The 14,153-nt window shown below is 72.7% G+C and carries 11 protein-coding genes, 3 tRNA genes and 1 pseudogene; 6 read left to right on the forward strand and 9 right to left on the reverse strand.

Going from position 1 to position 14,153, the window contains the following annotated elements:
• Position 1: 1 nt before the first annotated feature.
• Positions 2–2,404, reverse strand: coding sequence for a xanthine dehydrogenase family protein molybdopterin-binding subunit (locus MJ876_RS03355; RefSeq protein WP_240234656.1), 2,403 nt, complete (start codon positions 2,402–2,404; stop codon positions 2–4).
• Entirely contained in the window at positions 2,401–3,972 is a 1,572-nt protein-coding gene (locus MJ876_RS03360; RefSeq protein ID WP_240234657.1) for a class I adenylate-forming enzyme family protein, read from the reverse strand. Before MJ876_RS03360 ends, MJ876_RS03355 begins: the two co-directional genes overlap by 4 nt.
• 67 nt (positions 3,973–4,039) lie before the next feature.
• Here MJ876_RS03360 and MJ876_RS03365 point away from each other — a divergent pair, with 67 nt between their 5' ends.
• Positions 4,040–4,573: a PadR family transcriptional regulator gene (locus MJ876_RS03365; RefSeq protein ID WP_240234658.1), complete on the forward strand. Its 534-nt coding sequence runs from the start codon at positions 4,040–4,042 to the stop codon at positions 4,571–4,573.
• 162 nt (positions 4,574–4,735) lie between these two features.
• Positions 4,736–6,028, forward strand: a complete 1,293-nt coding sequence (locus tag MJ876_RS03370; RefSeq protein WP_240234659.1) for a benzoate/H(+) symporter BenE family transporter — start codon at positions 4,736–4,738, stop codon at positions 6,026–6,028.
• 81 nt (positions 6,029–6,109) lie between these two features.
• Here the strand turns inward: MJ876_RS03370 and MJ876_RS22415 are convergent.
• Positions 6,110–7,290: pseudogene (locus MJ876_RS22415) on the reverse strand (homocysteine S-methyltransferase family protein).
• 28 nt (positions 7,291–7,318) lie between these two features.
• Positions 7,319–7,391, reverse strand: a tRNA-Arg gene (locus MJ876_RS03380).
• A 100-nt stretch (positions 7,392–7,491) separates the two neighbouring features.
• On the opposite strand from MJ876_RS03380, the gene MJ876_RS03385 reads away from it, so the two are divergent.
• From MJ876_RS03385 to MJ876_RS03395, 3 genes are all read left to right on the forward strand, one after another.
• The gene (locus tag MJ876_RS03385; protein WP_240234660.1) at positions 7,492–8,085 is read left to right on the forward strand and encodes a hypothetical protein; all 594 of its coding nucleotides are present in this window, start codon (positions 7,492–7,494) and stop codon (positions 8,083–8,085) included.
• Between the two features lie 187 nt (positions 8,086–8,272).
• Positions 8,273–10,081 carry a phosphoenolpyruvate carboxykinase (GTP) gene (locus tag MJ876_RS03390; RefSeq protein ID WP_240234661.1) on the forward strand — a complete coding sequence of 603 codons (1,809 nt, stop codon included), beginning with the start codon at positions 8,273–8,275 and terminating at the stop codon, positions 10,079–10,081.
• Positions 10,082–10,144: 63 nt separating this feature from the next.
• Positions 10,145–11,149: a TrmB family transcriptional regulator gene (locus MJ876_RS03395; RefSeq protein WP_240234662.1), complete on the forward strand. Its 1,005-nt coding sequence runs from the start codon at positions 10,145–10,147 to the stop codon at positions 11,147–11,149.
• Between the two features lie 176 nt (positions 11,150–11,325).
• Here the strand turns inward: MJ876_RS03395 and MJ876_RS03400 are convergent, their stop codons facing one another.
• The 3 genes from MJ876_RS03400 to MJ876_RS03410 all read right to left on the reverse strand — a co-directional run bounded on the left by MJ876_RS03400 (position 11,326) and on the right by MJ876_RS03410 (position 12,484).
• Positions 11,326–11,499, reverse strand: coding sequence for a hypothetical protein (locus MJ876_RS03400; RefSeq protein WP_240234663.1), 174 nt, complete (start codon positions 11,497–11,499; stop codon positions 11,326–11,328).
• A gap of 357 nt (positions 11,500–11,856) precedes the next feature.
• Positions 11,857–11,944: transfer RNA gene (locus MJ876_RS03405), tRNA-Ser, on the reverse strand.
• A gap of 90 nt (positions 11,945–12,034) precedes the next feature.
• Complete coding sequence (locus MJ876_RS03410) at positions 12,035–12,484, reverse strand: hypothetical protein (protein ID WP_240234664.1); 450 nt, start codon at positions 12,482–12,484, stop codon at positions 12,035–12,037.
• Positions 12,485–12,534: 50 nt separating this feature from the next.
• Here MJ876_RS03410 and MJ876_RS03415 point away from each other — a divergent pair.
• Positions 12,535–12,623, forward strand: a tRNA-Ser gene (locus MJ876_RS03415).
• A 215-nt stretch (positions 12,624–12,838) separates the two neighbouring features.
• Here the strand turns inward: MJ876_RS03415 and MJ876_RS03420 are convergent.
• Together MJ876_RS03420 and MJ876_RS03425 are read right to left on the reverse strand one after the other, a co-directional pair.
• Positions 12,839–13,066 carry a biotin/lipoyl-binding carrier protein gene (locus MJ876_RS03420; RefSeq protein ID WP_240234665.1) on the reverse strand — a complete coding sequence of 76 codons (228 nt, stop codon included), beginning with the start codon at positions 13,064–13,066 and terminating at the stop codon, positions 12,839–12,841.
• Positions 13,067–13,094: 28 nt separating this feature from the next.
• On the reverse strand, positions 13,095–14,147 hold the full coding sequence (locus tag MJ876_RS03425) for a hypothetical protein (protein ID WP_240234666.1): 1,053 nt from the start codon (positions 14,145–14,147) through the stop codon (positions 13,095–13,097).
• Between the last annotated feature and the right edge of the window lie 6 nt (positions 14,148–14,153).

Below are 14,153 nucleotides of genomic sequence, written 5' to 3' on the forward strand. Positions count from 1 at the left end.
GTCAGGTTCCTTTCACTGTCGTGAGGAGCTCGTGCAGGACGTTGCCGTGCAGGGGCAGGGAGGTGATCTCGACGCCCTCGTCGCGCAGGGCGTCGGCGACGGCGTTCGCGATCGCGACCGGCAGGCTCATCGAGCTGCCCTCGCCGCAGCCCTTCGCGCCGAGCCGGGTCAGCGGCGAGGGGGTCTGGAGGTGGTCGCTGGTGAGGGGGAACGACGACTCCGCGGAGGTCGGGCACAGGTAGTCCATGAACGTGCCCGCCGTGGGCTGGCCGGCGTCCGAGTAGGTCATCTCCTCGAACAGCGCGCCGCCCAGGGCCTGGGTGATCGCCCCGTGCACCTGCCCCTCGAGCAGCTGCGCGTTGAGGATCGTGCCGGCGTCGTGGACGCTGGAGAGGTGCTCGATGCGCACCGTGAGCGTCTCGCGGTCGATGCGCACCACGACGACGTCGGCGACGAAGCCGTAGCAGAGGCTCGAGTTGATCTGGTCGGTGCGCGAGGCGGCCTTGGACTGCGGCGGCGTGAAGGCCGCCTCCTCGTAGACCCGGGCGTCGACGTCGTCCGGCAGGGAGCCCGGGTCCCAGTGCAGCAGGCCGGCGGCGTGCCGGAAGGCCACGGACCGCTCGTGGTCGTCGACCACCCGCACGACGCCGTCCGCGAGCTCCAGGCGCTCGGCCTCCACCTCGAGGATCACCGAGGCCGCCACCGTCACGGACGCCGCGAGCCGGTCGGCGGCCTCGAGCAGGGCGCTGGTCAGCAGCGGCGCGAAGCGCGAGGAGTAGCTGCCGGAGCTGATCGTCCAGGGCGTGGAGGCGGTGTCCATCTCGACCCTCGCGCGGACCTGCTCGACCGGCAGTCCCAGGTGGGCGGCCACCAGGTCCCGCGCCACGGTGGCGTGGCCCTGGCCCTGGGGCACCGTGCCCAGCAGCACCGTCACGACGCCCTGCGGGTCCACGCTGACCCGGACGTGCTCGGTGGACCCGGACTTGCCGCGCCGGGCGGTGCGGTCCGCCACCGGCGTGGCCAGGCCGACGTAGCCGATGTTGGTCGCCGAGGGGTCCACCACGGCGGCGATGCCGATGCCCATCCAGTCGCCGTCGGCGCGCGCCGCGCGCTGCTCCTCACGGAGCCGCTCGTAGCCGACGTTGTCCAGCGCGAGCTCGAGCGCCCGCTGGTAGTCACCGGAGTCGTAGATCCCGCCGCTGGGGGTCGCGTAGGGGAAGGCCGTGACCGGCACCAGGTTGCGGCGGCGGACCTCGGCGGGGTCCAGGCCGTGCTCCGCGGCGATGTCGTCGATCAGCCGTTCCAGCCCGAAGTACAGCTGCTGGCCACCGAAGCCGCGGTTCAGGCCGGTGGGTGACTTGTTCGTGACCACGGCGCGGGCCCGGATCCCCACGGCCTCGATCGCGTAGGCGCCGGTGATGTTGCCGAAGCAGCGGTAGAGCGTGCTGGGCTCGGGGGGCCGCAGGTAGGCGCCGACGTTGTCGACCAGGTCGACCCGGAGGGCCTGGATCCTCCCGTCCTCGTCGAGGGCGGCCTCGAGCTCCATGAGCCGGTCGGACCCGGACGAGCTGGCCACGAGGTGCTCGAGCCTGTCCTCGGTCCACCGCACCGGGCGACCCGCGTGCTTGCTCGCCAGCGCCATGAGCGCGATGTAGGGGTAGACGCCCGACTTGATGCCGAAGCTGCCGCCGATGTCGGCCGGCACCACCAGGCGCAGCGACGAGGTCGGGACGCCGAGCGCCCCGGCCACCACCGGCGCCATCGAGAACGGCCCGTGGAAGTTGGCGTGGGCGGTGATCTCGGGTCCGTCGGGACCCTCGCGCCAGTCCGCGACCACGACGTAGCACTCCATCGGCGTGGAGGAGTACCGCGGGAAGGAGTACCGGCGGCTGACCACGCGCCGAGCGCCGGCGAAGGCCCCGTCGACGTCGCCGAAGGTGAACGTGCGGTCGGTGGCGACGTTGCCGTCGGACCCCTCGTGCAGCAGCGGTGCCTCCGGGGAGAGGGCAGCATCCGTGCGGACGACGGCCGGCAGCGGCTCGTAGTCCACCTCCACGAGCTCGGCGGCGTCCTCGGCGAGGTAGCGGTCGGACGCCACGACGACCGCGACCGGCTCCCCGACGAACCGGGTCTTGTCGGTGGCGGTCGGGTAGTACGGGTGGGGCGTGCGCACCGACAGCGGGAACGGCCGGAGGGTCTCCAGCACCTCCTCGGGGCCGATCACGGCCGCGACGCCGGGAGCCCTGCGGGCCTTCTCGAGGTCGACCGCCCGGATCCGGGCGTGCGGGTGCGGGCTGCGCACGACCGCTGCGACGAGCGTGCCCGGCAGCGGGTCGAGGTCGTCCAGGAACCGGCCCTGGCCGGTCAGCAGGGCGGCGTCCTCCACCCGGGCGAGGCCGGTCACGACTGCTCACCCGCCTCGGAGTCCGACAGGACGGTGAGCTCGTGCTCCGTCAGGCGGCGGCGCAGGATCTTGCCGACCGCCGACTTCGGGATGCTCTCGACCACGACGTAGCGCTTGGGGCGCTTCAGGGACGGCAGGCCCGCGCCCTCCCGGGCGAACCGTCGGACCCGGTCCAGCGTCTCGCGGGGCGAGTCGCCCGGTCGGCCGACGACGTACGCCGTGACGGCCTGACCCCACCGCTCGTGCGGGCTGCCGGCGACCACCACCTCGGAGAGGTCGGGGCACGCGGCGAGGGCGTGCTCGATCTCCTCCGGGTAGAGGTTCTCCCCGCCGGAGTTGATCATGTCGTCCACCCGCCCGGAGACCCAGAGGTCCCCGTCCTCGTCGGCGACGGCGAGGTCGTTGGTGTAGTACCAGCCGTCCCGGATCGCGCGGGCGTCGGCGTCCGGACGCCTCCAGTAGCCGGCGAACGCCTCGGGGCTGTCCATCGAGGCGATCACCTGGCCGCGCTCGCCCGGCGCGACGACCTGGTCGGGGGTGGCCGCGGGGTCCGGGTCGACCAGGCGGATGCGCGAGAACAGGCCCGCACGTCCGGCGCAGCCCGGCTTGCCCACGTTGTCGGGGCCGATCGTGAAGGTGTAGATCTCGGTGCTCCCGTAGTGGTTCACGAACCGCTCGGGGGCCACGGCGTCGACGAGGCGCCGGGCCAGCGTGGGGGTCATGGCCGCGCCGGCGTAGGCGACGCTGCGCACCGGGCCCACGTCGGACAGCCGTCCGGTCTCCAGGAGCGCCCAGTAGATCGTGGGGACGAGGTAGAGCATCTCGACGTGCTCGTCCCGGATGAGCTCGATGGCCTCGTCGGCGTCGAACCTGGCCTGGGGGACCCACGTGCCCGCGCTCATCACGCTGGCGAGGAGGGTGCGGAGCCCCATGGTGTGGAAGAGGGGCATGACGCCGAGCGTCGCCCCGCCCGGCAGGTGGCCGGTCTGCACGAGGTGGGCGAGAGCCGCCTGCTGCTCGGCGCCGTGGGTGCGTGGCACGCCCTTGGGCCGTCCGGTGGTCCCGGAGGTGTACAGCATGACGCTGGGGTCCCCCGCCCGGGGCGACACGGGCACCCGGGAGCCCGGCGCGCCGTCGGCGACCCGGCCGACGGCCGGCACCGACGCCGGCGCGTCCTCGGGTCGGCCGGCCCACACGAGCGCCGGCCGCGTCTCGTAGTCCGCCAGGGCCTCGACCACCACGTCGTGGGTCAGCTCGTCCACGGCCACGACGGCCGGGGCGCAGTCCGCGATGCAGTAGGCCAGCTCGTCCGCCCCCAGGCGGGTGGACAGCGGGATCGAGGTGACCCCGGCCTTCTGCGCGGCGAGGTGGAGCGTGGCCAGGGGTTCGCCACCGGTCGTCAGGAAGACAGCTCGACTGCCCTCGTGGGCGCCCAGGTCGTGCAGCGCGTGCGCCTGCCGCTCGGTGCGGTCGTCCCACTCGGCGTAGGTCAGCGGCGCGAGTCCTCCGACCGCCCGGCGGTGCGGATGCCTCTCCGCCGTCCAGCGGAGCGCGGTGCCCAGGTTCATGCTGACCTCACAGTCTGATCCGGATCGTCTGATTCAGATGGTTGGAACGTACGATACGGTTCGGAGCGTGTCAACCGCCCGACTGACGCCCACGTCCTACGTGGTCCTGGGCATGGTGGCCATGCGGGGCGCCTCGACGTCCTACGACCTGAAGCGCGCGGTGCAGAACTCGGTGGGCTACTTCTGGCCCTTCCCCCACGCGCAGCTCTACTCGGAGCCCAAGCGCCTGGTCGACATGGGCCTGCTCGCGGTGCGCAGCGAGGAGGACGGCCGGCGGCGGCAGACCTACACCGTGACGACCGAGGGTCTCGCGGCCCTGAGGTCCTGGCTGGCCGAGCCGACCGACGAGCAGCTCCAGGTGCGCGACGTGGCCGAGCTCAAGCTGTTCTTCGCCGAGTTCGCCCAGGAGCGCGACATCCTCAACCTGGCGCGCGAGCAGGTCGCCCAGCACCGCGAGCGCATCAGCGTCTACGAGGCGATGCAGGAGCGCTTCCGCGACCGCGACGACATCGCCGACCGGATGGTCCCGCTGCGTCTGGGCCTGGCGATGGAGCGCGCCGCCCTGGACTTCTGGGTGCAGCTCGAGGCCGAGCGGGGCTGACGCCCCCCGCCCGGCGAGCCCGGGTCCACCCGTCGCCGGCCCAGCCGGACCGCCGGGTCCCCGGGCGATCCAGTGACCCTTGACACACCCAAGCACCCGTCCTACGTTCGCATGGTCCGAATCAGACCGTATGAAACCGACGGTTCAACGAACGAGGTTGCCATGCCACGTCCCGCGTCCGACCCCACCGACGACCTCGGTGCCCCCGATCTCGACCACGGCAGGTCCCTGGTCGAGCGCGGTCCCGGCTTCCGCTCCGGGGTGCGGGACGTCCGCGCCCACGTCGGGGTCGGTCCCGTCGGCGCCGGTGTCGTCGCCGCGATCTTCGGGTGCACCGGGCCGGCGCTGATCATCATCAACGGCGCGAACGCCGCGGGGCTCGACCCTCGGCTGACCACCTCGTGGATCTTCGGCATCTACGCCTTCGGCGGGCTGATCTCGCTGCTGCTGGGGCTGTACTACAAGATCCCGGTCACCGGGGCCTGGAGCATCCCGGGGGCCGTGCTCGTCGTTGGTGCGCTGGGCTCCTTCGAGTTCGCCGAGCTCGTCGGCGCCTTCCTGGCCGCCGGGGTCCTCGTCCTCGCCCTGGGTCTCAGCGGGCTCATCCGCAAGGTGGCGGCCTGGCTGCCCGTCCCCATCGTGATGGCGATGATCGCCGGCGCGCTCATCCGTTTCGGGACCGGGGTCGTGGACGCCGCGGTGAGCCAGCCCGTGGTCGTCCTGGCCGCGGTGGTCGGCTACCTGCTGCTCACCCGCTACGTCCGCGCCGTGCCGGGAGTGGTGGGCGCGCTGGCCTTCGGCGTGGCCGCGGCCGCGCTCACGGGCGCGTTCGGCTCGGCCGCGACGGACCTCACGCTCTCCGCGCCCCAGCTGGTCGCACCCGCCTTCGACGTCAACGCGATCCTCGCGGTCGGCGTCCCGCTGGCGATCCTCGTGATCGGGGCCGAGAACGCCCAGGCCACCGGGGTCCTCATGGCGGAGGGCTACCGGCCACCGGTGAACGCCATGACGCTGGTGAGCGGGGTCGGAGGCGTGCTGGCGTCGGCGTTCGGCGGCCACAACGCCAACATCGCGGGGCCGATGACCGCCATCTGCTCCTCCGAGCAGGCCGGGACGGACCGCGACGGACGTTACGTGGCCACCCTCGTGAACGGGGTGCTGTTCCTGCTGTTCGGGATCTTCGCCGGGGCGGCCGTCGCCCTGGTCACGGCGATGCCGACGACCCTCGTCGCCGCCGTGGCCGGCCTGGCCATGATCGGCGTGCTCGTGTCGGCCTTCCGCGGCGCCTTCGGCGCCACCGGCTTCCAGTCCGGCGCGCTCGTGGCCCTGGTGATCGCCATGAGCGGGGTGACCATCCTGAACATCTCCAGCCCCTTCTGGGCGCTGCTGGGCGGCGTCGTGGTCTCCCTCGTCGTGGAGTCGAAGGACTTCGGCGGCCGGGCCGGGAGCCGCTGAGCAGGCCCTCGCCGCCGGTCGCCCCGCGGCACGCCCTCCCGCCCGCCGCCGGAGCCGCCGCGGCCCCGGCCCTCCGGCCGGCTAGCCGTCCGCCGAGACGCCCCAGAGCTCGGCCACGTGCCGGCTGTCGGTCCCGCAGCAACCCCCGATGACGCCGAGCGTCGGCACCTGCTCCCTGACCCCGTCCGTGGACGACCGCAGCTGCTCGAGGTCGCCGGGGTCCAGGACCTCCATCTCGTCGAGCTCGGCGTGCGACATCGCCGACGCGTTCGGCCGGAAGAACCGGAGCCGTCGCTGCCACGACCCGCCGTCCAGCGCGCGCATCACGTGGGTCGGGTGGGCGCAGTTGACGCCGTACCAGTCGGCGGGCGCCTGGGCCTCCACCCGGTCCAGGGTCGCCGCCAGCGTGCTGTCGTCGGGCAGCAGCCCGTCGTCTCGACCGTGAACGAGAGCGCCACCGGCACCCCGGCGTCCCGGGCGGCGCGCACCACCCCGATCGCCTCGGCCGGGCCGGTCATCGTCATGGCGTGCACCAGGTCCACGCCGGCCGCGGCGAACGACCGCACCTGCGCCGCGTGGTACTCCGCCGCCTCGTCCGGGTCCGCGCCGCCCGCCCGGTACCCGTCACCGCGGGGCCCGACGTTGCCGCTGACCAGCACCACGTCGAGCCCGGACGCCGACTGGACACGTCTCACGAGGTCGACCGCACGGCGGTTCGCGCGGTCGAGGCCGTTCGCGTCGTACCCGAGCACCCGGCCCCAGTCGGGGTTGGCCCGCCAGGTCGGCGTCTCCAGGAGCAGACCCGCGCCGGCCGCCCCGGCGATCGCGGCGTACCCGGCGAAGTAGCGCTCGAGCATCGCGGCACCGTCGGGGTCCTCGACGAGGGGGAACGACGCGAACTCCGGCAGGTCGACGGCGTGGTTGAAGATGAGGTCGGTCTCGAGACCACCGTCGGTCACCCAGGCGGAGTCACCCAGACGATCACGACGGGTCGCCGCCGGCACGCTCACGTCGTCCGTCCCGGCGTGCGACCCCGCTCCCCTGCGCCGAGCACGTCCCCGGACATGACCACCTCCACCTGGTGCGCCCACGCACGAGGATGGGCGGCAGGGCTCGCGACCGCATCCCCAGTGCGGGTGAACGTCGGTCGCAGCGCCACCGCCCCGGTGGACCCTCCCCGGACAGGGGCAACGGCGGGCGCGACGCGGGACCGATGGGCGGACGCCCTGGTCGACCACCGGACGGAGGAAGCCCCAGGTCATCGATCTGACCTGGGGCTTCGTCGTGCTGCGCGCCTGTAGGGATTCGAACCCCAAACCTTCTGATCCGTAGTCAGATGCTCTATCCGTTGAGCTACAGGCGCCCGTCGCTCGCGCGACCCGTCGACTTTAGCCGACGCCGGGGGGCAGGGAGAAATCAGGTGGACCTCGACAGCCTTGGGCCCGCCCCGGAGGATCGGGGGGGTGACTCGCCGATCCGGGCCCGCCGCCCCGGTGCTCGTCGCGGCCCTCCTCCTGACCGCCTGCTCCGGTGGCGGGGGGCCGAGCGGTGGTGGCGGCGCGGGCCCGGACGCCGCGGCGTCGTCCGACGAGCCGGCCCTGAGCGCCCCGGAGCTCGAGGGCGGCGGGGCGGACGGCGGGACGGGCGGCACCGGCGGCGCCCCCACGTTCGACGGCGAGCGCGAGCTGACGATCAGTGCGGCGCGCCGTACGGCGGTCGACGAGCCGTGCACCGCCAACCAGATCGAGCGGCTGTGCGGCTCGTCCACCACCTTCCAGGTCCGCCCGGTGGGTCCGCCCCGCCGGGTCATCCTGGTGTCCGCGTCCACCCGGCCCGAGGCGACGGGGCTGACGTGGCGGGTCCGTCTCGCCTTCGCCCCGGACGGCGCACCGCTCCCCCTGCCGACCCGCGGCGACGACCAGGTCCTCACCGACGACGAGGGCCTCCAGGTCGTCGTCACCCCCACCGCGCGGCTCGCCGGACGCTCGATCACGCTGCGCGGACTGCCCAAGCGGCAGGCCTGGCTGACCGTCGAGCAGCTGGCCGGCGAGGCTTGATCGATCCAATATGTCCGCGTCCTGAGCCTTATGTAGCCTCAGCGCCACCCTGTGGGCGCCTGCCCCGTGGGTACGACAAATCGGGCGCCGAGCAACGACGCGAGGCGGCCGCACACCGAGACTCCACGACACTCCACGGCCCCGGACGACACGCTCGGACCGAGGCGGACGAGAGGGACCACCAGGCATGACCGCGGAACTCCAGGAGCCCACCACCCACCGAGGGATCCTCGACTGGGTCAACGAGATCGCCGCGCTGACGCAGCCCGATCGAGTCCACTGGTGCGACGGATCCGACGAGGAGTGGGAGCAGCTCACGCAGGCCCTCGAGGCCACCGGCACCTTCACCCGTCTCGACCCGGCGAAGAAGCCCAACTCCTTCCACGCCGCCTCGGACCCCATCGACGTCGCGCGCGTCGAGGACCGCACCTACATCTGCTCGGTCGACGAGAAGGACTGCGGGCCCACCAACAACTGGATGGACCCCGAGGAGATGAAGACCCTCATGCGGGGTCTCTACGAGGGCTGCATGCGGGGCCGCACGATGTACGTCGTCCCCTTCGTCATGGGTCACCTCGAGGCGGAGCGCCCGATGTTCGGCGTCGAGATCACCGACTCGGCGTACGTCACCGTGTCGATGCGCGTCATGGCCCGCATGGGCAAGCACGTGCTGGAGCGCATGGAGGAGCTCGACGCGGACTTCGTGCCCTGCCTGCACTCCGTCGGCATGCCGCTGGAGCCCGGTCAGGACGACGTCGCGTGGCCCTGCAACGACACCAAGTACATCGTGCAGTTCCCCGAGGAGCGCGCGATCTGGTCGTTCGGCTCCGGCTACGGCGGCAACGCCCTGCTCGGCAAGAAGTGCTACGCCCTGCGCATCGCCAGCGTCATGGCCCGCGACGAGGGCTGGCTCGCCGAGCACATGCTGATCCTCAAGCTCACCAGCCCCGAGGGCGTCGTGAAGTACGTCGCCGCCGCCTTCCCGAGCGCCTGCGGCAAGACGAACCTCGCCATGCTGGAGCCGACCATCCCCGGCTGGAAGGTCGAGACCCTCGGCGACGACATCGCCTGGATGCGCATCGGTGAGGACGGCCGGCTGTGGGCCGTCAACCCCGAGTACGGGTTCTTCGGCGTCGCCCCCGGCACGAACGAGCACACCAACCCGAACGCGATGCGCACCATCAACAAGGGCAACAGCGTCTTCACCAACGTCGCCCTGACCGACGACGGCGACATCTGGTGGGAGGGCCTGGAGAACATGCCCGACCACGCGACGTCGTGGAAGGGCGAGGACTGGACGCCGGACTCCGACTTCCTCTCCAGCCACCCGAACAGCCGCTACTGCACGCCGATCAAGCAGTGCGACATCCTCGCCGCCGAGTACGACGACCCGCGCGGCGTCCCGATCGACGCGATCCTGTTCGGTGGGCGCCGCAAGACGACGGTCCCGCTGGTCTTCGAGGCCCGCGACTGGACCCACGGCACCTTCCTCGGGGCCACCCTCTCGAGCGAGACGACGGCTGCGGCGACCGGTCAGGTCGGCGTCGTCCGCCGCGACCCGATGGCGATGCTGCCGTTCATCGGCTACCACGCCGGCGACTACTTCAGCCACTGGATCGCCATGGGCAAGGACAACGACGCCTCCAAGCTGCCGCGCATCTTCTACGTCAACTGGTTCCGCCGCGACGAGGACGGTGGCTTCCTGTGGCCGGGCTTCGGTGAGAACAGCCGGGTGCTGAAGTGGGTCGTCGAGCGCATCGACGGCCAGGCCGCCGCGAAGGAGACGCCCATCGGCCACGTGCCGACCCTCGACTCGCTCGACGTCGAGGGTCTCGACATGACGACCGAGGCCCTCGAGGCCGCCCTCGACGTGGACGCCGAGGAGTGGAAGGCCGAGCTGCCGCAGATCCAGGAGTGGTTCGAGAAGTTCGGCGAGCAGATGCCCGCCGTCCTGTGGACCGAGCTGGACGGTCTGCGCACGCGCCTCGGCGCCTGATCCACGCTCTCGCACCCTCGCCTGGTGTTGAATAACCGGGCGGGGGTGCGAGGGGGGGAGTCCATGGTTGACCTCGGGCCGGACGAGCGTGCCCTGCTGGAGTCGACGGGCACGGAGCTGTGGGAACAGGTCCTCGCCTCGGCCGGGATCGACACGAACGATCCGCGCATCGTCGAGGGGGGCCCGTACGAGGTCGCCTGCAGGCTGCTCCTCGAGCTGGGTCTCCTGACGCTCGACGCCCCGGGCCAGCAGTACGTCGCGGTCGACCCCGCCGCCGTCCAGTCGCGGGTCGTGGCCCCCCTCGGGCAGCGGGGCGCCCAGCTGCTGAACGAGTCGTCCCAGTGGGCGGGCGTGTTCGCCGGGCTGGGCCAGACCTGGCGTCGTGCCCCTCAGCCGGCGTCGGGCCCGTACACGGAGATCCGCGGCAAGACGGCCATCAACGCCTTCATCGCCTCGCTGGTGTCGGACCTCGAGACGGAGATGCTCACCGCGCAGCCCCAGACGGGCCGCACGGCCCCCTCGCTGGAGGCCGCGACGGAGAGGGATCTCGCGGCCCTCGAGCGCGGCGTGACGATCCGCACGCTCTACCAGCACGCGGCCCGGCGCAGCAGCTTCACCCACGCCTACGTCGCCGCGGTCACCGAGCGCGGTGGTGAGATCAGGACCCTCGACGAGTTCTTCAACCGGCTGATCGTCGTCGACCGCCGGGTCGCGGTGATCCCGAGCGCCGAGGGCACGGACGCCGCCCTCGTCATCCGCGAGCACTCGCTCGTGGCCTACCTCGTCGACGTCTTCGAGCGCCACTGGGAGCGGGCTCGGCCCTTCACCAGCAAGGACCGCGACCTGATGAAGAGCATCGCGGCCGAGCAGCGGGCGATGACCATCCGGATGCTCGTCGAGGGTCACTCCGACCCCGTCAGCGCCAAGCGCCTCGGGGTCAGCCCCCGTACGTACGCCGGCTACATCGCGGACCTGAAGGAGGAGTACCAGGTCCAGAGCCGCTTCCAGCTCGGGTACGAGATGGGCCGGCTGGGGGTCTCCGGGACGGACGACGACCAGACGGCGTGACCATGCTGGTGGCTCGTAATCAGCCCCGGAAGCAGTGAGGGCGGCGACCGGAGTCGGTCGCCGCCCTCAATCCTCGAGACGAGCCGGGGGGAGGCTCACGGACCGGGGGGATGGTCCTCGTCTCGGGGTCCACGGCCCTCGGGGGGAGTGAGGGCCAGGTCCGATGTGCTGCGGCGTCAGCCCCAGCTGCTGTCCCTGCGGTTGGTGGAGACGACGTAGGAGGTCTTGGTCTTGGAGGCCGCGGCGCCGTCGTCGTCAGCGTTCGCAGCGGGCGCGGACGCGACGGTGACGAGGCCCGCGGAGAACAGGGCGACGACGATCGTGGTGCCGGCTCGACGAAGGTGCTTCATGACGCTCCACTGGGTCTCGGGGGAAGCTCGGGGTTACTTCCTCGCGCAGATCCATGATGGGGCGTTGCAGGGTTGTGCAGCAGAGATGCGCTCCCTCAGAAACCTGCAATGCAAAGAGTTGCAAAAGGGCGCAGTGAGGTAGACCCAGCCTGGGGGGCCTCGGAAGGGCGGCCTGGGGGCCACGAGGCGGCGGACGGATGGGACGCGTGGACAGTACAACGCACGTCTGTGCACCGCTATGAAGCAGTGTGGGCCCCGGCGTGTCCTCGCGACGCGGAACGGCCGGACACGTCGCGGAGCCGGTGCCCGGGGAGGGGGACCGTGGTCCGGGACGGACGCCCGGACCACGGTCTGCTGCGGAGGCGGCGGGATTTGAACCCGCGAGAGGGAATCACCCTCAACCCGCTTAGCAGGCGGGCGCCATAGGCCACTAGGCGACGCCTCCCCGACAGCCCGCACAGGCTACAAGGAGCGGAGGGCGGGCCAGAAACCCGGTGCACCCCCGGGCTCGGACCGGGCCCGGGCCGGGCTCGGATCAGAGGGGGCGCAGGCCCTGTCCGCGCCGCAGGTGCTCCTGCAGCTCCCGGACGAACTGCTCCCGGTCGACGGTCAACAGGGTCACGGGGATCGTGCTCGACCGGCCGTCGCGGAGCCTGAGGACGACGCAGGGGGTGCCGCCCACGGTCGCGGTGACGGCGTCCTCGACGTCCTTCCACCGGGCCCGGTCGGTGCCGACGCCGCGGACGAAGCGGACGACGTACCCCTCGTCGGTCACGCGCAGGACCCACCCGGTGCGGGCGACGAACCAGGCGGTGCCGCTGACGAGGAGCAGGGCGCCGAGGGCGACCACGAGCAGGGTCCACGCCGGCAGGTCGAGCGCGGCGACGAGGACGGTCAGGATCGCGACGACGACGGCCAGCACGAGCAGCACGCCGCCGACCACACGGGCGACCACGCGTGGGGAGAGTCGGTAGTCGGTGGCCACGCCCCTAGGATCGCAGGCGAGCCGGCCCCGGTGTCGTCCGGGACCGCTCTGGAGGGGTGCCCGAGCGGCCTAAGGGAACCGCCTTGAAAGCGGTCGCCGGCAGCGATGTCGGCCGCGGGTTCGAATCCCGCCCCCTCTGCGATCGGACAGCCGCGGACGAGGAACGAGTCCGCGGCGTCGTCCGATCGGGACGAGTGAGCGAAGCGACCGAGGGACGAGGTCGGTTCGCGCATCGAGACACACGGGCGGCACCAGCAGCAGCTCGCCCAGCCAGCCTCCGTGGTCGGGCGTTCGGGCCGACTCGGCGTCCCCACGACAAGCGTTCGGGCCGACTCGGCGTCCCCGGGGTGGGTCTCAGCCCAGCACGACGAGGATGTCGCCCTCCTGGACGACGTCGCCGGGGTCGACCTTGATGTCGCGGACGACGCCGGCGCGCTCGACGACGACCGGGATCTCCATCTTCATCGACTCCAGCAACACGACGGAGTCCCCGGGGGCGACGGTGTCGCCGACGGCGACCTCCACGGCCATCACGTTCGCCACCATCTCCGCGGTGATCGCCTCGAGCTTCTCGCGCGCCATGGGCCGCAACCTACCCCCGCCGGGGCCGTCAGAGCAGGGCGCGGGTGCGGGAGGGCTCGGGGCGCCGGGCCGACGCCTCCTCCTCGCGCCGGGCGCGGGCGCCGCGGGGGCCGGTGAGGGCCAGGTCGAGGCGGATGACGGCGTACCCGAGCGCGAGCCCGATGACGAGGCCGTACGCCGTCGACAGGGCCACCTCGAGCACCGAGGCGGCGGGGTTGACGAGGCCGTGCGCGACCGGCAGCAGCGCGGCGACGCCGAAGGCGCAGACCCACCAGCCCTGACGGCGGCGGGCGCGCATGTGGCAGCCCCACACGAGGGCGGGGACGCCGATGAACGCCTGGGTCGGCCGCGGGACCGCCCCCAGGTCGGCCCGGACGGCGCTGACCCGCGACAGCACCGACTCGACCGCGCCCGGCGGGCCGTAGGAGCGGAGCAGCTCGGCGTAGCCCAGGGCGACGGCCAGCAGGACGGCGCCGCCCAGCACGACGACCAGGCCGCGTCGTCCGAGCCCGTGGAGGCCGGCGCCGAGGCGCCACACCACCGCGAACGAGCCCGCGAGCGCCAGGGCGAGGGTGACGTACTCGAAGCGGCCGAGACGGACGACGGGCTCGAACCCGATGCTGGCGAAGGCCCCGACGGCGCCGATGACCGTCGCGACGAGGACCTCGCGGACGGCGACCCGGAACCGCCGGGCCGGGACGGTCACCATCACCCCCAGCACGGCGCCGACGGTGCAGGTCAGGACGGCGGCACCGGTGCGCAGCTCGTCGAGGTCCGTGACGACCGCCGTCGTGGCGAGGACGGCGGCGAGGCTGCCGAAGAGCACCGGTCGGCCACCGGTCCTTGCGGCGAGCGCCCAGCTGTAGGCGCTGGCGATGACCACCGACCCGACGTCCGCGATCACGCGCGGGCCGAGGTCGGCCGCCCGGAGGCCGAGCAGGACCACCCCGAGCCCGACGAGGACGAACCACGCGACGACCGGCACCCGACCCGCCCGGAGGGCCTCGAGCCGTTCGCGCCACCGGGTCCCCCGCCCGGAGGTCGGCGGCGCCGCGCGGCGCCGTCCGGTGGTCTGAGACATCCGGGG

Source organism: Nocardioides sp. CFH 31398 (assembly GCF_022436705.1).
In the GTDB taxonomy this organism is placed as follows: Bacteria; Actinomycetota; Actinomycetes; order Propionibacteriales; family Nocardioidaceae; genus Nocardioides.

Coding starts and splice junctions, on each gene's coding strand:
- MJ876_RS03420 (WP_240234665.1), bottom strand. CDS start 13,066: ATGGCGCGCGAGAAGCTCGAGGCGATCACCGCGGAGATGGTGGCGAAC.
- MJ876_RS03425 (WP_240234666.1), bottom strand. CDS start 14,147: ATGTCTCAGACCACCGGACGGCGCCGCGCGGCGCCGCCGACCTCCGGG.
- MJ876_RS03390 (WP_240234661.1), top strand. CDS start 8,273: ATGACCGCGGAACTCCAGGAGCCCACCACCCACCGAGGGATCCTCGAC.
- MJ876_RS03360 (WP_240234657.1), bottom strand. CDS start 3,972: ATGAACCTGGGCACCGCGCTCCGCTGGACGGCGGAGAGGCATCCGCAC.
- MJ876_RS03400 (WP_240234663.1), bottom strand. CDS start 11,499: ATGAAGCACCTTCGTCGAGCCGGCACCACGATCGTCGTCGCCCTGTTC.
- MJ876_RS03370 (WP_240234659.1), top strand. CDS start 4,736: ATGCCACGTCCCGCGTCCGACCCCACCGACGACCTCGGTGCCCCCGAT.
- MJ876_RS03395 (WP_240234662.1), top strand. CDS start 10,145: ATGGTTGACCTCGGGCCGGACGAGCGTGCCCTGCTGGAGTCGACGGGC.